Annotated in this window: 17 protein-coding genes; 5 read left to right on the forward strand and 12 right to left on the reverse strand. The window is 72.5% G+C overall.

Going from position 1 to position 20,232, the window contains the following annotated elements:
* Positions 1–2: 2 nt before the first annotated feature.
* Positions 3–479, reverse strand: a complete 477-nt coding sequence (locus tag PUR61_RS28095) for a DUF948 domain-containing protein (protein WP_329882241.1) — start codon at positions 477–479, stop codon at positions 3–5.
* Positions 480–708: 229 nt separating this feature from the next.
* Between PUR61_RS28095 and PUR61_RS28100 the strand changes: the two genes are divergently transcribed.
* Together PUR61_RS28100 and PUR61_RS28105 are read left to right on the forward strand one after the other, a co-directional pair.
* Positions 709–2,901: an ATP-binding protein gene (locus tag PUR61_RS28100; RefSeq protein WP_329882242.1), complete on the forward strand. Its 2,193-nt coding sequence runs from the start codon at positions 709–711 to the stop codon at positions 2,899–2,901.
* Between the two features lie 190 nt (positions 2,902–3,091).
* Positions 3,092–3,385, forward strand: a complete 294-nt coding sequence (locus PUR61_RS28105; protein ID WP_329882373.1) for a tetratricopeptide repeat protein — start codon at positions 3,092–3,094, stop codon at positions 3,383–3,385.
* A 106-nt stretch (positions 3,386–3,491) separates the two neighbouring features.
* Here the strand turns inward: PUR61_RS28105 and rpsD are convergent, their stop codons facing one another.
* The 4 genes from rpsD to ppk2 all read right to left on the reverse strand — a co-directional run bounded on the left by rpsD (position 3,492) and on the right by ppk2 (position 7,489).
* Entirely contained in the window at positions 3,492–4,106 is a 615-nt protein-coding gene (gene rpsD, locus PUR61_RS28110) for a 30S ribosomal protein S4 (RefSeq protein ID WP_063346792.1), read from the reverse strand.
* A gap of 315 nt (positions 4,107–4,421) precedes the next feature.
* Positions 4,422–5,771: a replication-associated recombination protein A gene (locus PUR61_RS28115; protein WP_329882243.1), complete on the reverse strand. Its 1,350-nt coding sequence runs from the start codon at positions 5,769–5,771 to the stop codon at positions 4,422–4,424.
* Positions 5,772–5,870: 99 nt separating this feature from the next.
* Positions 5,871–6,491 (reverse strand): hypothetical protein, encoded by a 621-nt coding sequence (locus PUR61_RS28120; RefSeq protein ID WP_329882244.1) that lies wholly within the window; start codon positions 6,489–6,491, stop codon positions 5,871–5,873.
* A 209-nt stretch (positions 6,492–6,700) separates the two neighbouring features.
* A complete protein-coding gene (gene ppk2, locus PUR61_RS28125) occupies positions 6,701–7,489 on the reverse strand; it encodes a polyphosphate kinase 2 (protein ID WP_329882375.1) in 789 nt (262 codons plus the stop codon).
* Positions 7,490–7,784: 295 nt separating this feature from the next.
* Between ppk2 and PUR61_RS28130 the strand changes: the two genes are divergently transcribed.
* On the forward strand, positions 7,785–8,690 hold the full coding sequence (locus PUR61_RS28130; protein ID WP_329882245.1) for a LysR family transcriptional regulator: 906 nt from the start codon (positions 7,785–7,787) through the stop codon (positions 8,688–8,690).
* Between the two features lie 90 nt (positions 8,691–8,780).
* Here the strand turns inward: PUR61_RS28130 and PUR61_RS28135 are convergent, their stop codons facing one another.
* From PUR61_RS28135 to PUR61_RS28150, 4 genes are all read right to left on the reverse strand, one after another.
* Complete coding sequence (locus PUR61_RS28135) at positions 8,781–9,287, reverse strand: GNAT family N-acetyltransferase (RefSeq protein ID WP_329882246.1); 507 nt, start codon at positions 9,285–9,287, stop codon at positions 8,781–8,783.
* 102 nt (positions 9,288–9,389) lie between these two features.
* Complete coding sequence (aspS, locus tag PUR61_RS28140) at positions 9,390–11,180, reverse strand: aspartate--tRNA ligase (RefSeq protein ID WP_329882247.1); 1,791 nt, start codon at positions 11,178–11,180, stop codon at positions 9,390–9,392.
* Entirely contained in the window at positions 11,177–12,439 is a 1,263-nt protein-coding gene (gene hisS / locus PUR61_RS28145; protein WP_329882249.1) for a histidine--tRNA ligase, read from the reverse strand. The genes aspS and hisS overlap by 4 nt, the downstream gene beginning before the upstream one ends.
* An 11-nt stretch (positions 12,440–12,450) precedes the next feature.
* Positions 12,451–13,158, reverse strand: a complete 708-nt coding sequence (locus PUR61_RS28150; RefSeq protein ID WP_329882251.1) for an MBL fold metallo-hydrolase — start codon at positions 13,156–13,158, stop codon at positions 12,451–12,453.
* A gap of 273 nt (positions 13,159–13,431) precedes the next feature.
* Here PUR61_RS28150 and PUR61_RS28155 point away from each other — a divergent pair, with 273 nt between their 5' ends.
* Together PUR61_RS28155 and PUR61_RS28160 are read left to right on the forward strand one after the other, a co-directional pair.
* Positions 13,432–14,268, forward strand: coding sequence for a peptidylprolyl isomerase (locus PUR61_RS28155; protein WP_329882252.1), 837 nt, complete (start codon positions 13,432–13,434; stop codon positions 14,266–14,268).
* A 264-nt stretch (positions 14,269–14,532) separates the two neighbouring features.
* Positions 14,533–15,762: a DUF349 domain-containing protein gene (locus PUR61_RS28160; RefSeq protein ID WP_329882253.1), complete on the forward strand. Its 1,230-nt coding sequence runs from the start codon at positions 14,533–14,535 to the stop codon at positions 15,760–15,762.
* A gap of 101 nt (positions 15,763–15,863) precedes the next feature.
* On the opposite strand, the gene PUR61_RS28165 is transcribed toward PUR61_RS28160, so the two are convergent.
* The 3 genes from PUR61_RS28165 to secF form a co-directional block, all read right to left on the reverse strand.
* The gene (locus PUR61_RS28165; protein ID WP_443035248.1) at positions 15,864–18,302 is read right to left on the reverse strand and encodes a RelA/SpoT family protein; all 2,439 of its coding nucleotides are present in this window, start codon (positions 18,300–18,302) and stop codon (positions 15,864–15,866) included.
* A 243-nt stretch (positions 18,303–18,545) separates the two neighbouring features.
* Entirely contained in the window at positions 18,546–19,097 is a 552-nt protein-coding gene (locus PUR61_RS28170; protein WP_329882254.1) for an adenine phosphoribosyltransferase, read from the reverse strand.
* Positions 19,098–19,123: 26 nt separating this feature from the next.
* Entirely contained in the window at positions 19,124–20,230 is a 1,107-nt protein-coding gene (gene secF, locus PUR61_RS28175) for a protein translocase subunit SecF (RefSeq protein WP_329882255.1), read from the reverse strand.
* Between the last annotated feature and the right edge of the window lie 2 nt (positions 20,231–20,232).

The following is a 20,232-nucleotide window of genomic DNA, read 5'->3' on the forward strand; positions in this document are numbered from 1 at the left end:
CGTCAGCTCCTCACCGCACGCCGGACCCGCGCGAGCAGGCCGCTCTTGGGGACGGTCGCGGCGCGCACCTCGGCCCGGATCAGCCGGGCCAGCTCCTCGCGCTCGGACGGCTGGGTGGGCAGGACCGGTCCGCCCTGCTGCTTGGCGACGGCCTTGCGCACGCCGTAGCTGAAGGCGGCGACCTTGACCAGCGGCCCGCCCAGGGTGGCCGCGACGGTGGAGGAGAGCGCGTTGGCGTTGGCGGCGGCGTCCTGCACGTTGGCGGTGATCTCGTCCACCCGCTCCAGCTGCTCGTTGGCGCTGCGCACGGCCGCTCCGGCGTCGGTCAGCAGCGGCACGGCCTGTTCGGTGACGGCGGAGACCAGGACGGTGGCCTCCTTGAGCACCCGCGAGAGCCGGACCAGGACGACCGCGAGCAGGGTGACCAGGACCGCCCAGAACACGGCGACGAGCAGACCGGCCAGCTCTCCCACGGACACTTCGACGCGCTCCCTCGCCTTGCGGTTCTCCAGGGGAACCCTATCGCGACCACGCCCGGTTTCCGGACCGGGTTGCCCGGACGGGACCGCCCGGCGATCCGGTCGGGTGTGCGATCCGCGCGCGTAACCTACCCGCCGGTCACCTCGTTCTGCCAGGCAGGCCGCCATCCACGCGGCCCGACGGACGCCCGGACCGCAGGCCCGGGCCGGGACACACGGGGAGCAGCGCTTGGACGGGGAATCCACACCGCGGCCCGGGGCGGCCGCACCGGGGCGGCTGCCGGCGGAGGTCACCAGCTTCGTCGGCCGGCAGCCGGAGCTGACCGAACTCGCCCGGCTGCTGGCCGGGCAGCGGCTGGTGACGGTGACCGGCCCGGGCGGGGTCGGCAAGAGCCGGCTGGCGCTCCGCGCGGCGGCCCGGGCGGGCGGGGCGTTCCCGGACGGCACCTGGCTGGTCGAGGTCGCGCCCGTCCAGGACCGGCAGTTGCTCGGGCACGCCGTCCTGGAGGCGCTGCGGCTGACGGACGGCACCGCACGGTCACCGCTGGAGGTTCTGACCGAGCAGCTGGTCGGCCGCCGGCTGCTGCTGGTGCTGGACGGCTGCGAGCACCTGGCGGAGGCCTGTGCGGAGCTCGTCCGGGCGCTGCTGCGGGCGCTGCCCGGCCTGCGTGTGCTGACCACGAGCCGGGTGGCGCTGCGGACGGCCGGCGAGCACCTGCTGACCCTGGCGCCGCTGCCGGTCGGCCCGGTACTCCCGGGGGCGCTGCCGGACGCGGTGCGGTTGTTCGAGGACCGGGCCCGGGCGGTGGTGCCGTCCTTCGAGGTCACGGCCGAGAGCGCGGAGACGATCGCCCAGCTCTGCCGGCGGCTGGACGGCATCCCGCTGGCGGTGGAGCTGGCCGCCGGACGGCTGCGGACGCTGTCGGTGGCGCAGATCGGCGCCCGGCTGGACGACCGGTTCCGGCTGCTGACCGGGGGCGACCGGACGGCGCTCGCGCGCCATCAGACCTTACGCACGACGATCGGCTGGAGTCACGAGCTCTGCACGGTGCAGGAACGTTTACTCTGGGCCCGCCTCTCCGTCTTCGCCGGCGGTTTCGACCTGGACGCCGCCGAGTACGTCTGCGCCGGCGGCGGCGTCGATCCGGACGAGCTGCTCGACCTGCTGACCGAGCTGGTCGCCAAGTCCGTGGTGCTCCGCGAGGACTGCGCCTTCGGTGTCCGGTTCCGGCTCCTGGACACCGTCCGCGAGTACGGGCTGCAGTGGCTGCGCGCGGCCGGCGAGGAGCAGCGGCTGCTGCGCCGGCACCGTGACTGGTACCTGGGCGTGGCCACCTGGGGCGAGGTCGAGTGGTTCGGCCCCCGACAGGCGGAGACCGCCGAACGCACCGAGCTGGCGCACGCCAACCTGCGGGCCGCGCTGGAGTTCTGCCTGGCCGAGCCCGGGGAGGAGCAGCTCGCGCTGCTGCTGGCCGGCACCCTCTGGTTCTACTGGGTCGGCTGCGGCCACCTCGGCGAGGGGCGGCACTGGCTGGACCGGGCGCTGGCGCTGGACCCGGAACCGACCGAGGCCCGGGCCAAGGCGCTCTGGGTCACCGGCTACACGGCCACCCTCCAGGGGGACCTGGTCGCCGCCCGCCCCGCGCTGGAGCAGTGCCGCCGGCAGGCGCTGGCCACCGGGGACGACCGGGCGCTCGCCTACGCCGTGCACCGGCAGGGCTGCGCGGCGCTGATCGGCGACGATCCGGTCCGCGCGGCCGAGCTGTTCGAGGAGGCGCTCTGGCACTACCGGACCATCGGCGAGCTGAACAGCAACGTGCTGATGGCGATGTTCGAGCTGGGCATCGCCTACCTCTTCCAGGGCGACCGCGAGAGCGGCGAGCTCTGGCTGGGGCAGGTCCGCGAGCTGTGCGAGGACCACGGCGAGCAGTGGGCGTACGCGTACGCGCTCTACGCCCTCGCGTACTCGCACTGGCTGAACGGCGAGGTGCGGCCGGCCCGGGCCCTGGCCCGCGAGAGCGTCCGGCTCAACCACCTGTTCAACGACCTGCTGGGGATCGTGCTGGCGATCGACCTGCTGGCGCTGCTGGAGACGGAGCCGGGCGGCCCGGGCGAGCCCGGCGACCTGCGGGAGGCCCGGGTGCTGCAGGGCGCGGCGCACCGGATCTGGCAGACGGTGGGCAAGCCCTTCTTCGGCTCGCGGACCTTCAACGGTCCGCACAGGGCCTGCGAGGAGCGGGCCGGCGCGGGGCTGACCGAGCAGGAGTTCACCGACTTCTTCGCCAGCGGCGCCCGGCTGGACCTGGACGCGGCCGTGCGCCGGGCCCTCGGCGGCGGGCGTCCGGAGGGCCCGGGGCCGAGCCCGGGGCCGGGTCCCGGACCGATGCCGCCGACGCCGCGGCCGTCACCGGTCTGGCGCTGAGCCCGCGGCGGCCGGGACGGCGGGGGCCGGCGACCGCACCGCCGCCGGGCCGGGCAGGGCGCCGCCGCCGGCCGCGGGCGAGGATCCGGGCGGGAATAGTTGAATCCTGTCCATTGCTGGAGCGGCCAGAGACACCCGGCCCGTACGGAAGGAGCACCCCGTGGCCACCCACACCGCCGACGACTACCGCATGGCGACGTTCTACTTCGACTCCAAGGCGTACACGGACGCCGCCCGGATGCTGGAGGACGTGCTGGCCGAGGAGCCGGCCAACCTCTCGGTCCGGCTGCTCCTGGCCCGCAGCTACTTCCACTCCGCCCAGCTGTCCCGGGCCGAGGCCGAGCTGCGCCGGGTGCTCGACGCGAACCCCGCCGAGGACTACGCCCGGCTGATGCTCGGGCGCACCCTGGAGCGCCAGAACCGCGCCGAGGAGGCCCGCCCGCACCTGCGGCTCGTCGCCGCGATGACCGGCGAGGAGTACTGAACCGGTCCGGGTGACGCCCGTCCCGGGGCACCGGAAAAGGGGCGAGCCCCCGTCGCCACGAAGGCGACGGGGGCTCGCTGGGTACGACAGGCGTACCGCTCGCGGGTCAGCGCGAGTAGTACTCGACCACCAGCTGCTCGTCACAGATCACCGGGACCTCCTTGCGCTGCGGCGCACGGTCCAGGCGGAAGGCCAGGGCCTTCAGGTTGACCTCGAGGTACTTCGGGGTCTGGCCCTCACCCGCGTAGCCACCCTCACGGGCGACCTGGAACGGGACCTTCTCCTTGCTGCGCTCGCGGACGGTGACCACGAAGCCCGGCTTCATCTGGTACGACGGCTTGTTGACCTTGCCGCCGTTGACCTCGATGTGGCCGTGGACGACCATCTGGCGGGCCTGGTAGATGGTGCGGGCGATGCCCGAACGCAGCACCAGCGAGTCCAGACGGGTCTCCAGCTCGGCGACGAGCGCCTCACCGGTCTTGCCCTCGGCCTTCTTCGCGCGGTCGAACGCGCGCGCCATCTGCTTCTCGCTCAGGTCGTACTGGGCGCGCAGACGCTGCTTCTCCAGCAGACGGACCTTGTAGTCCGAGTTCTGCTTGCGGCCACGGCCGTGCTGGCCGGGCGGGTACGGGCGGGCCTCGAAGTACTTGACGGACTTCGGGGTCAGCGGCACGCCGAGCGCACGCGCGATCTTGACCTTGGGACGCTTCTGGTTCGCCATGAACCAAACCTTCCTTGCTTCCGACTACGGCTTCACCAGGTGTTGACGGAGGTCGCTCGTCGCGACCCGGAGACAACCCCACCGCCCTGAAGGCAGTGCGATCAGCCGCTCTCCGGAGCCGGGCACGGAAGTACTTGCACACGAGTGGCCCACCACGGTGCTCTGGTGGGCTGCACGCGACACCGAAACGGTGCGCGACGCTCCTGGGCCCTCCGAGGAGGGCCGTGGCCGGTGTCCCGCTGGTGCGGCCGGTCGGTCAGGGTCTCCCCTGCCGCCGTCCCGGGACATGGCACTTCGCACGAGTATACCCGGGGATCACTCTCCCCTGAGCCGCCCCCTGGTCCACTCCACGACGTCCGCGTACCGGGCCTCGCCGCCGCGCCGGGTCGGCCGGTAGTACTCCTTGCCGTGCACCGCGTCCGGCGCGTACTGCTGCGTCGCGATGCCCTCCGGCAGGTCGTGCGGGTACTGGTACCCCTGGCCGTGCCCCAGCTTGCCGGCGCCGCCGTAGTGCGCGTCCCGCAGGTGCGGCGGGACGGACCCGGCCATCCCCTGCCGGACGTCCGCCAGCGCCGCGTCGATCGCCAGGTAGGCGGCGTTGGACTTGGGCGCCAGCGCCAGCGCGATCGCCGCCTGGGAGAGGATGATCCGCGCCTCCGGGAACCCGATCAGGGCCACCGCCTGGGCCGCCGCCACCGCCGTCTGGAGCGCCGTCGGGTCGGCGAGGCCGACGTCCTCGCTCGCCGAGATCATCAGCCGGCGGGCGATGAACCGCGGGTCCTCCCCCGCCTCGATCATCCGGGCCAGGTAGTGCAGCGTGGCGTCCACGTCGCTGCCCCGGATCGACTTGATCAGCGCGCTGGCCACGTCGTAGTGCTGGTCGCCGTCCCGGTCGTACCGGACGGCGGCCTGGTTGACGGCGGTCTCGGTGGTGGCCAGCGTGATCGCGGCCTCCTCCTTCTCCAGCGCCGCCCCGGCCGCGGCCTCCAGCGTCGTGAGCGCCTTCCGGGCGTCCCCGCCGGCCAGCCGGACCAGGTGGTCCTCCGCCTCGGCGGTCAGCTCCACCGCGCCCGCCAGCCCGCGCTCGTCGGCCACCGCGCGGTGCAGCAGGGCCCGGACGTCGTCGTCGGTCAGCGACTCCAGGGTGAGCAGCAGCGAGCGGGAGAGCAGCGGGGAGATCACCGAGAAGTACGGGTTCTCGGTGGTCGCGGCGATCAGGGTGACCCAGCGGTTCTCCACGGCGGGCAGCAGCGAGTCCTGCTGGGCCTTGGAGAAGCGGTGGATCTCGTCCAGGAAGAGCACCGTCTCCCGGCCGGTCATGCCGACGGCGCGGCGGGCGCCGTCGATGACCGCGCGGACCTCCTTCACCCCGGCGGTGATCGCGGACAGCTCGACGAAGCGGCCCTCGACGGCCTGGCTGATCACGTGCGCCAGCGTGGTCTTGCCGGTGCCGGGCGGGCCCCAGAGGATCACCGAGCTGGTCGCGGCCGGGCCGCGCGAGCCGGAGACCAGGCGGCGCAGCGGCGAGCCGGGCTTCAGCAGCTGCCGCTGGCCGGCCACCTCGTCGAGGGTGCGCGGGCGCATCCGCACGGCGAGCGGGGCCCGGCCGGGCTCCTTGGCCTGGCGTTCCTCGGCGGCGGCGGTGAAGAGGTCCGGTTCGTCCACACCGGAAGCCTATGCGAGCCCGCCGACAGCCCGGCCCGCCCGCCGCCCGCGGGCACCCCGGCCACGACGACGGCGTACGACCACGACCACGGCGTACCACTACGGCGACGACTGCTTCGGCAGGTCGAGCAGGATCACCTCGAACTCCTCCAGCGAGCGCAGCCTCACCCCGCCGCCGGCCACCGCCCGGGCCCGGGCCTCCGCGACCGCGCCGCGGGAGGCCACCAGCGCGGCCCGGTCCGCGAAGAGCCCGCCCACCGAACCACGCTCGTCCTCGACGGCGAACAGCATGGAGCCGCCGAGGAACCCGTCGATCCGCTGCATCGCGGGCAGCGCCCGCTCGCGGAAGGCGGCGGCGATCCGGTCGCCCTGCACCCGGTCGAAGTCGAACCGGGCCAGCCGGAACCAGGCCCCCGGACCGGCCTGCACGGGCCGGGCGGCGACCACCGCCTGCCAGAGGTCCGTGGTCACCGTCCCGGCGAACGGCGCCAGCAGTTCGGCCCGCCGTCCGCGCAGCCGCTCGTCGCTCTCGCGTTCCGCCCGGGCGCTCTCCCACCAGGAGCCCATGGTGAGGATGCCGAGCTCCCGGTCGGCGAACAGTCCGAAGCCGCGGTAGCCGGGCTCCGGGGCGAGCAGCCCGACGGCCTCGGCGCGGAGGCCGTCGAGGGCCCGGTCCAGTGCGGCCGGGTCGCCGGTGGCGTAGACCGTGCGAACGAACATGGGCGGGTCTCCTGACCTCCGGCGGGCGCCGTGCCGGCCGCCCGCGCCGTCCCGAGCACGTCCATCGCACGCCGAGGGCGGGAGTCCGGCAACGCCGCGGAGCCGTTCGGAGCAGTACGGCCCCCTCCCGGCCCCTCCCCGTTCCCGGAGCGGTCCCCGGCCGGGCACGGCGGGCACGGCGGGCACGGCGGTCCCCGGCCGGGCGAGCCCTACGACCGGCCGAGGCCCGCCGCGTGGTCCGGGACGTACTTCTGCAGGTCGCGCGGGGGCCGCTGGTAGCCGCGCGAGGCGGGCCGGGGCGGCAGGACGATCTCCCGGGGGCTGACCTCCCGGTAGGGGACGGTGGAGAGCAGGTGGGCGATCATGTTGATCCGGGCCCGCCGCTTGTCGTCGCTCTCCACCACGTGCCAGGGCGACTCCGGGGTGTCGGTGTGGAGGAACATCTCGTCCTTGGCCCGCGAGTAGTCCTCCCAGTGGGCGACCGACTCGACATCCATCGGCGAGAGCTTCCACCGCTTCATCGGGTCCGCCAGCCGGTCCCGGAAGCGCCGCTCCTGCTCGGTGTCGCTGACCGAGAACCAGTACTTGCGCAGCAGCAGGCCGGACTCGGCGAGCATCCGCTCGAAGATCGGGCACTGGTGCAGGAACTGCCAGTACTCCTCGTCGGTGCAGAAGCCCATCACCTTCTCCACCCCGGCCCGGTTGTACCAGCTGCGGTCGAACAGCACGATCTCCCCGGCGGCCGGCAGGTGCTCGACGTACCGCTGGAAGTACCACTGGGTGCGCTGGCGCTCGGTGGGTGTGGGCAGGGCGACGACCCGGGCGATGCGGGGGTTCAGATACTCCGTCACGCGCTTGATCGCGCCGCCCTTGCCGGCCGCGTCCCGCCCCTCGAAGACCACGACCAGCCGGGCGCCCTCGGCCCGCACCCACTCCTGGAGCTTCACCAGCTCCTCCTGGAGCCGGAGCAGCTCCCGCTCGTAGGGCTTCCGCTCCAGCCGCCCGGCCGCCTGAGCGTCCGGCCGCCCGCCGCTGTCGGCCCTCCCGCCCTGACCGGTCTGCTCGCGCTGGGCCTTCGCTGCCACCTGGGTGCCTCCGTTCGGCGGGGTGCTGATGACCCCTCACGGTAGGCGGTGAACGCGGCTCCCGCAGGTCCGGGTGCCCGGCGCGGCAGCGGCGGCCCCCTGAACCGCCGCTGCCGGGCTCCCCCGTGGGCCGGCCCGGAGGCCGGACGGTCAACCTTGACCCAGACCTGCCGGACGGGTCCAATTTCCGGTTCCATAACCTTGGGGCATGGATGTGGACACCCGGCTGCTGCGCAGCTTCGCCGCGGTCTGCGAGGAGGGACAGCTGACCGCAGCCGCGGCCCGGCTGTTCGTCTCCCAGCCGACGCTGACCAAGCAGATCCGCCAGCTGGAGGCCCTGCTCGGGGTGGAGCTGTTCGAACGGTCGAGGCGCGGCATGGCGCCCACCCGGGCGGGCCGGGCGCTGGCCGCGCACACCGGCGCGATCATGTCCGGGTGGGACGAGGCGCTGCGCGCGACCCGGGCGGCCTCGGCGGAGCAGGGCTCGACGCTGCGGGTGGGGTTCGAGGGCGGCATTATCAACCTGATGACCCAGCGCACGGTCGCCGACTTCACCCGGCGGATGCCGGGCTGGCAGGTGGAGCTGCGGCAGAACAACTGGTTCGACCCCACCTCGGGCCTGGCGACCGGCGAGATCGACCTGACGCTCTGGCACGCCCCGCCGTCGCTGTCCGAGCGGTACAACGTCGCCGTGCTGGGCGAGGAGCCGCGCTGTGCGGCGCTGCCCGCCGGGCACCGGCTGGCCGACCGTGCGGTCATCGACTTCGAGGAGCTGCTCGACGAGCCCTTCGTGGCGATTCCGCACGAGTCCGGGCACTGGCGGGACTACTGGCTGGCGGTCCGGGAGCGGGGCGGGCGACCTGTGCGGATCGGCGCGGTGGCGCACAACACCGACGAGTGGCTGGCCGCGGTGGTGTGCGGCCAGGGCGTCGGTTTCGCCCCGGGAACGATGAGCCGGCTGGCACCGCGTGAGGATGTCGCGTACCGGCCGGTGCGGGGACTGAGCCCGAGCCAGATCGGGCTGTACTGGCCGAAGGACCGGAGGCTGACGCCCGCCATGGCCGCGTTCGTCCGCAGCTGCCGGGCGACGGTCGGCTTCGGCGCCAGGCCCTAGCACCGTCGGCGCCGGGCCCCGGGCGTCGGACCGTCGGCAGCGGCCCGCAGGCATCGGGACCCAGGCGTCAGGCCCTGGGCGGCCGGGAGGCTAGACGGCCACGAAGGGCTCCGGGTACCGGCACAGGCCCCGCGGAGACCCGTCGTACCCGGACAGGGCGAGCACCTGGAAGTACGCGTCCGGCACCTCGAAGGGGCCGGTGACCTCGTGCCGCTGGGCCGGGAGGAAGCCGAACCGTGCGTAGTACTCCGGGTCGCCGAGGACGACGACCAGGGTCTCGCCGGCCTCCTCGGCGGCGGTCAGCGCCGCCTTGACCACCAGCTCGCCGACTCCCTTGCGCTGCCACTCCGGGGCGACCGCGACCGGCGCGAGCGCGAGGCCCTCGCCCTCGCCGACCCGCAGCCGGGTGAGCAGCGCGTGCCCGACCACGAGCCCGGAGCCGTCGACCGCGACCACGGACAGGCCGGGCAGCCAGGCGGGATCGCGGCGCAGCGCGTCCACCAGGTCGGCCTCGTCCGGGCCGGGGAACGCGGCCATGTGGACGCGTCTGGTGGCGGGTGCGTCCTCGGGACACTCGACTCTGGTACTGACCTTCATGGGGGAACCCTCTCTCTGTCACACACCGTTGTGGACCGGCCCCGGACGACGGTGATGCCGTCCGGGGCCGTGAAAGGTTAGCCGATGTCGGCGGATGCGGCGTCAGGCCTTCGGCGGGGCCTCGGACTTGGCGTCCTCACGGACCTTCGGCTGGGCGTCGACGCCGGCCTCGCGACGCTGCGCCGGGGTGATCGGGGTGGGCGCACCGGTCAGCGGGTCGCCGCCGGTGGACGTCTTCGGGAACGCGATGACGTCCCGGATCGTGTCGTACCCACCGAGCAGGGTGACGATCCGGTCCAGGCCGAAGGCGACGCCGCCGTGCGGCGGCGGGCCGTAGTTGAAGGCGTCCAGCAGGAAGCCGAACTGCGAGGCGGTCTCCTCCTCGGAGAGGCCGATCGCGTCGAACGCCCGCTTCTGGACGTCCCGCTGGTGGATACGGATCGAACCGCCGCCCAGCTCCGAACCGTTGAGCACCAGGTCGTAGGCGTTGGAGAGCGCCGAGCCCGGGTCGGTGTCGAAGGTGGCCAGCGACTCCGCGGTCGGGGCGGTGAACGGGTGGTGCACCGCGTGCCAGCCCTGGAACTCGCCCTTGTCGTCCTCGATGGGCTCGAACATCGGGAAGTCGACGACCCAGAGGAAGGCCCACTGGGACTCGTCGATCAGCTCGCAGCGGCGGCCGATCTCCAGACGGGCGGCGCCGAGCAGCTCCTGCGAGGGGCGCTGCTTGCCGGCCGCGAAGAAGATCGCGTCGCCGTTCTTGGCGCCCGCGGCGGCGGCCAGGCCGGCCAGGTGCTCCTCGGACAGGTTCTTGGCGACCGGGCCGCGCAGCTCGCCGGTCTCGGCGTCGATGAGCACGTAGGCGAGGCCCTTGGCGCCGCGCGCCTTGGCCCAGTCCTGCCACGCGTCGAGCTGCTTGCGCGGCTGCGAGGCGCCGCCCGGCATGACCACGGCGCCGACGTACGGGGCCTGGAAGACCCGGAACGAGGTGCCCTGGAAGTACTCGGTGAGGTCGGTGAGTTCCTGGCCGAAGCGGACGTCCGGCTTGTCCGAGCCGAAGCGGCCCATGGCGTCGGCGTAGGTCATCCGCGGCAGCGGGTTCGGGACCTCGTAGCCGTGCACCTCGCGCCAGATCGAGCCGATGATCTTCTCGCCGAGGGCCAGGATGTCCTCCTGGTCGACGAACGAGGCCTCGATGTCCAGCTGGGTGAACTCCGGCTGACGGTCCGCGCGGAAGTCCTCGTCGCGGAAGCAGCGGGCGATCTGGTAGTAGCGCTCCATGCCGGCCACCATCAGCAGCTGCTTGAACAGCTGGGGCGACTGCGGCAGCGCGTACCAGTGGCCGGGCTGGAGGCGGACCGGGACGAGGAAGTCGCGGGCGCCCTCGGGGGTGGAGCGGGTGAGGTACGGCGTCTCGATGTCGAGGTAGTCGTTGTCCTCCATCACCCGGCGGATGATGTTGTTGACCTTGGAGCGCAGGCGCAGGCCCTTGGCCGGGCCCTCGCGGCGCAGGTCGAGGTAGCGGTACCGGAGGCGGACCTCCTCGTTGACCGTGCCGGGCTCGTACTCGGCGACCGGGAAGGGCAGCGGCGCGGCCTCGGAGAGGACCTCGATCCCGCTGACCACGACCTCGACGGCGCCGGTCGGGATGTCCGGGTTCTCGTTGCCCTCGGGCCGCACGCGGACGTCGCCGACCACCTTGACGCAGTACTCGGCGCGCAGGCCGTGCACCGAGTCGAGGTCGCGGACCACGATCTGCACGGTGCCGGAGGCGTCGCGCAGATCGATGAAGGCCACGCCGCCGTGGTCGCGGCGGCGGGCGACCCAGCCGGCCAGGGTGACGGTGGTGCCTGCGTGCTCCGGGCGGAGCGTGCCCGCGTCGTGCGTGCGGATCACAGCTGCTTCTCCTTCAGGGTGGTGACGAGTGCGTCGAGGGCGACGGGGTTCTGCTCGCCGGTGGTCAGGTCCTTGAGCTGGACGACGCCTTCGGCGAGGTCCCGGTCCCCGGCGACGAGCGCGAAGCGGGCGCCGGACCGGTCGGCGGACTTCATGGCGTTCTTGATGCTCTTGACGCCGAAGGCGAGGTCGGTGGCGACGCCGGCCCGGCGCAGCTCGACCACCTTGGCGAAGAGGACGTTCTTGGCCTCCTCGCCGAGCGCGACGGCGTAGACGGAGGTCGCGGCGGGCAGGTCGAGGGCGACGCCCTCGGCCTCCAGTGCGAGGAAGGTGCGGTCCACGCCCAGGGCCCAGCCGACGGACGGCAGCGCGGGGCCGCCGATCATCTCGGAGAGGCCGTCGTACCGGCCGCCACCGCCGATCGCGGACTGGGCGCCGAGGCCGTTGTGCACGAACTCGAAGGTGGTGCGGGTGTAGTAGTCCAGGCCGCGGACCAGCTTGGGGTCGTCGGTGAAGGCCACGCCGTTGGCGGTGAGCAGCTCGCGCACCTTCTCGTCGTACGCCTTGCAGTCCTCGCAGAGGAAGTCGCGCAGCATCGGGGCACCGACGAGCTGGGCCTGCACCGACTCGCGCTTGTCGTCCAGGACGCGCAGCGGGTTGATCCCGGCGCGGCGGCGGGTGTCCTCGTCGAGGTCCAGGCCGTCCAGGAACGCGATCAGCGCGGTGCGGTAGACCGGGCGGCACTGCTTGTCGCCGAGGCTGTTCAGCAGCAGCGTGTAGTCGCTCAGGCCCAGCGACCGGAAGGCGTCGTCGGCCAGGATGATCAACTCAGCGTCCAGCGCCGGGTCCTCCGCGCCGATCGCCTCGGCGCCGACCTGCGAGAACTGGCGGTAGCGGCCCTTCTGCGCGCGCTCGTAGCGGTAGTACGAGCCGGAGTACCAGAGCTTGACCGGGAGGTTGCCCTGCTTGTGCAGGTTCGCCTGGAGCGCGGCGCGGAGCACCGAGGCCGTGCCCTCGGGGCGCAGCGCGAGCTCGTCGCCGCCCTTGGTGGTGAGGCTGTACATCTCCTTGGAGACGATGTCGGTGGACTCGCCGACGCCGCGGGAGAAGAGCTTCACGTCCTCGAAGACCGGGGTCTCGACGTAGCCGTAGCCGGCCCGGCGGGCGGGCGCGGCGATCGCCTCGCGGATCGCCAGGAAGGTCGCGGAGCTGGGGGGCAGCAGGTCGTAGGTGCCCTTGGGGGCGGTGAAGGTGCTCAACTTCTCTTCCGTCACATTCCTCGTCGCGGGAAGGCCGGGGCGCCGGACGCCCCCGCTGCCTGTCGGAGGTAGGGGTTGGTGGCGCGCTCACGGCCGATGGTGGTCTGTCCGCCGTGGCCGGAGAGGACCACGGTGGCGTCGTCGAGGGGCAGGCACACCCGGGCCAGCGAGCGCATGATCGCCTCGCCGTCCCCGCCCGGGAGGTCGGTTCGCCCTATGGAGCCGGCGAAGAGCAGGTCACCCGAGAAGAGCACCGGAGGGAGGTCCTCGGCGCCGGGTGTCCGGAACGTCACCGACCCCCCGGTATGCCCGGGGGCGTGGTCGACGGTGAGGGCGAGGCCGGCCAGCTCCAGCACGCTGCCGTCGGTCAGCTCGCGCACGTCGTCGGGCTCGCCGACGGTGAGTTCGCCCATCAGCTGGGTGCCGAACGAGCGGCCGAGCGCCTTCTCCGGGTCGCTCATCATGTAGCGGTCCTCGGGGTGGATCCAGGCCGGGACGCCCTTGGCGCCGCAGACCGGGACCACCGAGGCGACGTGGTCGATGTGGCCGTGGGTGAGCAGGACCGCGACCGGCTTCAGGCGGTGCTCGCGGATCAGCTCCTCGACACCCTGCGCGGCCTGGTGGCCGGGGTCGACGATGACGCACTCCTCGCCCGGCGCCGGAGCGACCAGGTAGCAGTTGGTGCCCCAGGCTCCAGCGGGGAATCCGGCGATGAACACGCGCGCGTCCTTCGGGTGTGGGTCTTCGGGCGTCGGTCGCAGCGGCGGCTACGGGATGCGGCTACGAACTGTGATGTAGGGGCAGCCTACCGGCGGGGCGGGCCCGGTTGCGAACCAGATCCGCGTGACAGGTTCACCTCGACCTGACAGGTTCACCCCGTTCTTACGGTCGCGGTCCCTACACTTGGCCGCCGATGGATGCGATGATCCGCATCGACATCCGCACACGAAGCCCCCACGTCCGAGACCGCACATCCGTAGGAGACTGAGCCGGTGGTCAGCAGCGAACAGCGGCGGCGGCAGCTCGCCCGCGACAAGTACGAGCGCCAGATGGAGCGCCGGGTCGCCGAGAGGGCCGCGCGCAAGCGCCGCAACACGATTCTGGGCGCCTCGCTCGCCGTGGTCGTGCTGGCCGGCGGCGGCACGCTCATCGCGACCGGCGCCTTCGACTCGGACGACAAGAAGGACTCGGCCTCCGCCCAGGCCGCTCCCACCTCGACCCCGACCGAGCCCACCGTCCCGACCCGCAAGCCGGTCGAGGGGTGCGCGGACCCGGCGCCGGGCGCGCCGAACGGCAAGCAGTGGCAGGCCGAACCGGCCATGAGCATCGACACCGCGGCCACCTACACCACGACGCTGGACACCAACTGCGGCAAGGTGACGCTCACCCTGGACGCGGCCAAGGCCCCGCACACGGTGAACTCCTTCGTCTTCCTCTCCGGCGAGCAGTTCTTCGACCACACCAAGTGCCACCGCCTGACCACGAGCGGCATCTTCGTGCTGCAGTGCGGCGACCCGACCGCCAGCGCCACCACGCCCGGCGGCACCGGCAGCCCGGGCTACAAGTTCGCCGACGAGAACCTGACCGGCGCCACCTACCCGGCGGGCACCGTGGCCATGGCCAACTCCGGCCCGGGGACCAACGGCAGCCAGTTCTTCCTCGTCTACAAGGACACGCAGCTCGGCCCGAACTACACGCCGTTCGGCAAGATCACCGGCGGTCTGGACGTGGTCCAGAAGATCGCCGCCGCGGGCACCCTGGAGGGCGGCGGGGACGGCCACCCGATGGCCGACGTCACCTTCAACACGGTGACGACCGCGAAGGGTTGACCGGTCCCGGGACCGCCCGGCGCCGCCCGCGAGGGGCGCGCCGGCGCGGTCCCGGCCCGAAATCGCCCGGCCCGGATGCGGACAGCACCGGGACTGGTCGCCTATGTTGGCTTTGTATAGGGTGCCCAGACCCGCCGGCCGTCACCCTCGGCAGCAGTACTCGGCGGACGGGGACGGCGGACTCATCGGTCCGCCGCACATCAACTGTGGACGACGGATGCGGACCGCCCCGGCGCGGACGCGACGTCATGTGGAGGACGCGCTATGAGCAGCGACCCGTGGGGCCGTGTCGACGAGCAGGGCACGGTCTACGTCAGGACGGCCGACGGCGAACGCGTCGTGGGTTCCTGGCAGGCCGGCTCGCCCGAGGAGGCGCTCGCCTACTTCGAGCGCAAGTACCAGGGCATCGAGGTGGAGATCGGCCTGCTGGAGAAGCGGGTGCGCACCACCGACCTGGCCGCCAAGGACGCCCAGGCCGCGCTGGAGCACCTGCGCGAGCAGGTCACCGAGGCGCACGCGGTCGGTGACCTGGCGGCGCTGGCCAAGCGGCTGGACACGCTCACGGGCGAGATCGAGAGCCGCCGCGAGGAGCGCAAGGCCGCCCGGGCCAAGGCCCAGGACGAGACCCGCACCGCCAAGGAGGCGCTGGTCGCCGAGGCCGAGCAGCTCGCCGAGTCCACCCAGTGGCGGGAGGCCGGCGACCGTCTGCGCGCCCTGGTCGACACCTGGAAGGGCCTGCCCCGGCTGGACCGCAAGAGCGACGACGAGCTGTGGCACCGCTTCTCGCACGCCCGCTCGGTGTTCTCCAAGCACCGCAAGTCGCACTTCGCGTCCCTGGACGCCGAGCGTGACCAGGCCCGGGCCACCAAGGAGGCGCTGGCCGTCGAGGCCGAGTCGCTCTCCTCCTCCACCGAGTGGGGCGACACCGCGGCCCGCTACCGCGACCTGATGGCGCGCTGGAAGGCCGCCGGCCGCGCCCAGCGCGACGTCGAGGACGAGCTGTGGGCGCGGTTCCGCGGCGCCCAGGACGTCTTCTTCCAGGCGCGCTCGGCGGTGTTCAGCGAGCGTGACGCCGAGCAGGTCGCCAACCAGAAGCTCAAGGAGGCCCTGGCCTCCGAGGCCGAGGCGATCCTGCCGATCACCGACCTCAAGGCCGCCAAGGCGGCCCTGCGCGAGATCAACGAGCGCTGGGAGGCGATCGGTCACGTGCCGCGCGACGCCCGGCCGAAGCTGGACGGCCGGCTGAACACGGTCGAGCGGGCGATCCGCGAGGTCGAGGACTCCGAGTGGAAGCGCTCCAACCCGGAGGCCAAGGCCCGTGCCGCCGGTATGGTCGGCCTCTTCCAGGCCAAGGCGGACAAGATCCAGGCCGACCTGGACAAGGCCCGCGCGGCCGGCAACGCCGGCCGGACCGCCAAGCTGGAGTCCGAGCTGTCGGGCGTCCGGACCCTGCTGGAGCAGGCGCACAAGAGCCAGGAGGAGTTCAGCGGCTGATCCGAGGCCGCCGGACACGAGGAAGGCCCCCGGGAACTCGCCAGTTCCCGGGGGCCTTTCCGTCGCCGCCGACCGTGCGGCGGCTGCCGCCGCGCGTACCGCTACTTGCGGGCCGAGGTGACCCGGTAGACGTCGTAGACGCCCTCGACGCCGCGGACCGCCTTGAGCACGTGGCCCAGGTGCTTCGGGTCGCCCATCTCGAAGGTGAACCGGCTCATCGCCACCCGGTCGCGGGAGGTCTGCACCGCCGCCGACAGGATGTTGACGTGCTGGTCCGAGAGGACCCTCGTGACGTCCGAGAGCAGCCGGGAGCGGTCCAGCGCCTCGACCTGGATGGCCACCAGGAAGACCGAGGACTGGGTGGCCGCCCACTCGACGTCGATCATCCGCTCGGGCTGCTGGCTGAGCGCCTCCACGTTGACGCAGTCGGCGCGGTGCACCGAGACACCGTTGCCGCGGGTGACGAAACCGACGATGGTGTCGCCCGGTACCGGGGTACAGCAGCGCGACAGCTTGACCCAGACGTCCTCGACGCCCTTGACGATCACGCCGGGGTCGCCCTTGGCCCGGCGGCGCGCCGCCCGGCGGTTGTCGTGGGTCGGCGTCGCCGTCTCGGCGAGGTCCTCGGTCGCGCCCTCCTCGCCGCCCAGCGCCTGCACCAGCTTCTGGACGATGTTCTGCGCCGCGACGTGGCCCTCGCCGATCGCCGCGTAGAGCGAGGAGATGTCCGGGTAGCGCATCTCGTGGGCCAGGGTGACCAGCGAGTCGCCGGTCAGGATCCGCTGGATCGGCAGGCCCTGCTTGCGCATCGCCCGGGCGATGGCGTCCTTGCCCTGCTCGATCGCCTCCTCGCGGCGCTCCTTGGAGAACCAGGCGCGGATCTTGTTGCGGGCCCGCGGCGACTTGACGAAGCCGAGCCAGTCCCGCGAGGGGCCGGCGTTCTCCGCCTTGGAGGTGAAGACCTCGACGGCGTCGCCGTTCTCCAGGGTCGACTCCAGCGGCACCAGCCGCCCGTTCACCCGGGCCCCTATGGTCCGGTAGCCGACCTCGGTGTGCACCGCGAAGGCGAAGTCCACCGGGGTGGCGCCGGCCGGCAGCGCTATGACGTCGCCCTTGGGCGTGAAGACGAAGACCTCGTTGCTGGCCAGGTCGAAGCGGAGCGACTCCAGGAACTCGCTCGGGTCCGCGGTCTCCTTCTGCCAGTCCAGCAGCTGCCGCAGCCAGGCCATCTCGTTGACGGCGCCGGCCTTGTCGTCCTTGCGGGTCTGGGTCGGGGTGTCGGTGCGCACCTTGGAGGCGCCGGCCACCGCGCGCTGCTTGTACTTCCAGTGCGCCGCGATGCCGTACTCGGCCCGGCGGTGCATGTCGAAGGTGCGGATCTGCAGCTCGACGGGCTTGCCCCCGGGACCGATCACCGTGGTGTGCAGCGACTGGTACATGTTGAACTTGGGCATCGCGATGTAGTCCTTGAACCGCCCCGGCACCGGGTTCCACCGTGCGTGGATGGTGCCCAGCGCCGCGTAGCAGTCGCGGACGGTGTCGACCAGGACCCGGATGCCCACCAGGTCGTAGATCTCGGCGAAGTCCCGGCCCCGGACGATCATCTTCTGGTAGACCGAGTAGTAGTGCTTCGGCCGGCCGGTGACGGAGGCGGTGATCCGGGCACCGCGCAGGTCGCCCTGGACCTGGTCGATGACGGTGGCCAGGTACTCGTCCCGCTTGGGGGCGCGCTCGGCGACCAGCCGGACGATCTCGTCGTACATCTTGGGGTAGAGGATCGCGAAGGCGAGGTCCTCCAGCTCCCACTTGATGGTGTTCATGCCCAGCCGGTGCGCCAGCGGGGCGTAGATCTCCAGCGTCTCGCGGGCCTTCTTCTCCTGCTTCTCCCGCTTGAGGTAGCGCATGGTGCGCATGTTGTGCAGGCGGTCGGCCAGCTTGATCACCAGGACCCGGGGGTCCTTGGCCATCGCGACGACCATCTTGCGGACCGTCTCGGCCTGCGCGGCCTCGCCGAACTTCACCCGGTCCAGCTTGGTGACGCCGTCCACCAGCAGGGCCACCGAGTCGCCGAAGTCCTTGCGCAGGGTCTCCAGCCCGTAGTCGGTGTCCTCGACGGTGTCGTGCAGCAGCCCGGCCATCAGGGTCGGGGCGTCCATGCCCAGCTCGGCCAGGATGGTGGCCACGGCCAGCGGGTGGGTGATGTACGGGTCGCCGCTCTTGCGCTTCTGCCCCCGGTGCCACTTCTCGGCGACCGCGTACGCCTTCTCGATGTCGCGCAGCAGCGCCGGGTCGGCCTTCGGGTCGTTGGCCCGGATGGATCGGAAGAGCGGCTCCAGCACCGGGTTGAGTACGCTGGAGCGCTGGCCGCCGAGCCGGGCGAGGCGCGCGCGCATGCCACCGGCGGTGGACGGGCGACCCGCCGGGGCGACCTGGCGGGACGGGGTCGACGCCGGGCGTGCCGGGGTGGCCCCCGAGGGCGTGGGCCGGTTCTCGGGGGCGGCCGCAGCGGCCGTGGGCACAACCTCGTCGGGCAAGGACACTCCTCGGGGCGCTCGGCCTGCCCCTCCGCGCGGATCGCGCGACTCGCACAACCGGGAGGGGATGAATCTTCATGGTACCGAGCCGGGCGCCGGGGCGTTCGGTCGGCCGCCCCCGGACACGCACCGGACACACGACCGACACGAACGGCCCGGTCCTGTCCGGTCCTGCCCGGCCCGGAACGCCGACGGGCGGCGGCCGGATGATTCCGACCGCCGCCCGTCGCAGCGTTGACCGAGGAGGACTCAGACCGTGACCAGCGTCTCCAGCGGAGCGCCGCCCAGGTGCGGGGCCAACCGCTCGCGCCCGTCCAGGAAGCCCAGCTCCATCAGGACCACGACGCCCACGAGCTCGGCACCGGTCTCCTTCACCAGGTCCAGCGAGGCACTGATCGTCCCGCCGGTGGCCAGCACGTCGTCCACCACCAGCACCCGCTCGCCGGGCGCGAAGGCGTCGCACTGCACCTCCAGCGTCGCCGAGCCGTACTCCAGCTCGTACGAGCGGCGGTACACCTCGCCGGGGAGCTTGCCCTGCTTGCGGATCGGCACGAAGCCGAGCCCGGCCGCGAAGGCCGCCGGGGCCGCCAGCACGAAACCGCGCGCCTCCAGGCCGACCACCTTGGTCGCCCCGAGCTCCCTGGCCCGGTCCGCCAGCGCCCGGGTGAGCGCCGCGAAGGCCTCGGCGTCGGCGAGCAGCGGCGCGATGTCCTTGAACAGCACGCCCGGCTTCGGGTAGTCCGGGACGTCCCTGATCCGGCTGTTCAACAGCTCGGCCAGTGCGGTGTCGGCGGTGGTCACGAAGGGTCCTTAGGGGTCAGCGGGGATCAGCGCTTGGTGGACGGACGGCCCTTGGCACGCGTGGTGCCGGCCGCCCTGCCGCGCTGACCGACCATACCCGCCGGCTGGTCCTCGTCGGAGAAGGGCTCCCCGTCCTCGACGACGGCGTCCTTGGCCGCCTCCGCCTTGGCCTCCGCGGCGCGCCGCTGGGCGACCCGCTTGGCGAGGGCCTTCATCTCCGGCTGCTCCTCCTTCAGCTGCGCCAGCAGCGGAGTGGCGACGCAGATCGAGGAGTAGGCACCGGCCGCGAGGCCGATGAACAGCGCGAGCGAGATGTCGTTCAGCGTGCCGGCCCCGAGGAAGCCGCCACCGATGAACAGCAGCGCCGCCACCGGGAGCAGGGCGACCACCGTGGTGTTGAGCGAGCGGACCAGGGTCTGGTTGAGGCCCGCGTTGGCCGCCTCGCTGTAGGTGATCTTGTTCTGCTTCGTGAGGTCCTTGGTGTTCTCCTTCACGGTGTCGAAGACGACGACCGTGTCGTAGAGGGAGTACCCGAGGATGGTCAGGAAGCCGATCACGGTGCCCGGGGTGACCTCGAAGCCGACCAGGGCGTAGACGCCGATGGTGATCAGGAGGTCGTGGATGAGGGCGACCAGGGCGGCCACCGCCATCCGCCACTCGAAGGCGATCGCCAGGTAGATCGTCACCAGGATCATGAAGATGACCAGACCGGTGAGGGCCTTGTTGGAGATCTGCTCACCCCAGCTGGGGCCGATCACCTGGGCCTCGATCTCCTGGACCGGGACACCGAGTTCCTTCGCCAGGTTCTCGGTGATGACCGAGGAGCTGACCTTCTCCTCGGAGGAGACCTGGATGCGGATCTTGCCGTTCTCGGTCGACTGCACCAGCGGGTGCGACTCGACGATCTTGTCGACCGACTCCTGAGCCTGCGAGACCGAGAGCCCGGGCTTGGACACGGTGTAGACCGAGCCGCCCTTGAACTCGATACCGAGGTGGAGGCCCATCGCCAGGCCGATCGCGGCGACCAGGACGATCACCCCGGAGATGCTGTACCAGAGCTTGCGGCGCCCGACGAAGTCGAAGCTGACCTCGCCCTGGTAGAGCTTGTGGCCCAGATTGGAGAAGCGTGACACGG

Origin of the sequence: Streptomyces sp. BE20 (genome assembly GCF_036322525.1) — a bacterium.
In the GTDB taxonomy this organism is placed as follows: domain Bacteria; phylum Actinomycetota; class Actinomycetes; order Streptomycetales; family Streptomycetaceae; genus Kitasatospora.

Bases quoted from the DNA above. Each gene is read 5' to 3' on its own strand.
- PUR61_RS28130 (WP_329882245.1), top strand. From the start codon at position 7,785: ATGGATGTGGACACCCGGCTGCTGCGCAGCTTCGCCGCGGTCTGCGAG.
- rpsD (WP_063346792.1), bottom strand. From the start codon at position 4,106: ATGGCGAACCAGAAGCGTCCCAAGGTCAAGATCGCGCGTGCGCTCGGC.
- PUR61_RS28120 (WP_329882244.1), bottom strand. From the start codon at position 6,491: ATGTTCGTTCGCACGGTCTACGCCACCGGCGACCCGGCCGCACTGGAC.
- PUR61_RS28135 (WP_329882246.1), bottom strand. From the start codon at position 9,287: ATGAAGGTCAGTACCAGAGTCGAGTGTCCCGAGGACGCACCCGCCACC.
- PUR61_RS28160 (WP_329882253.1), top strand. From the start codon at position 14,533: ATGAGCAGCGACCCGTGGGGCCGTGTCGACGAGCAGGGCACGGTCTAC.
- PUR61_RS28105 (WP_329882373.1), top strand. From the start codon at position 3,092: ATGGCGACGTTCTACTTCGACTCCAAGGCGTACACGGACGCCGCCCGG.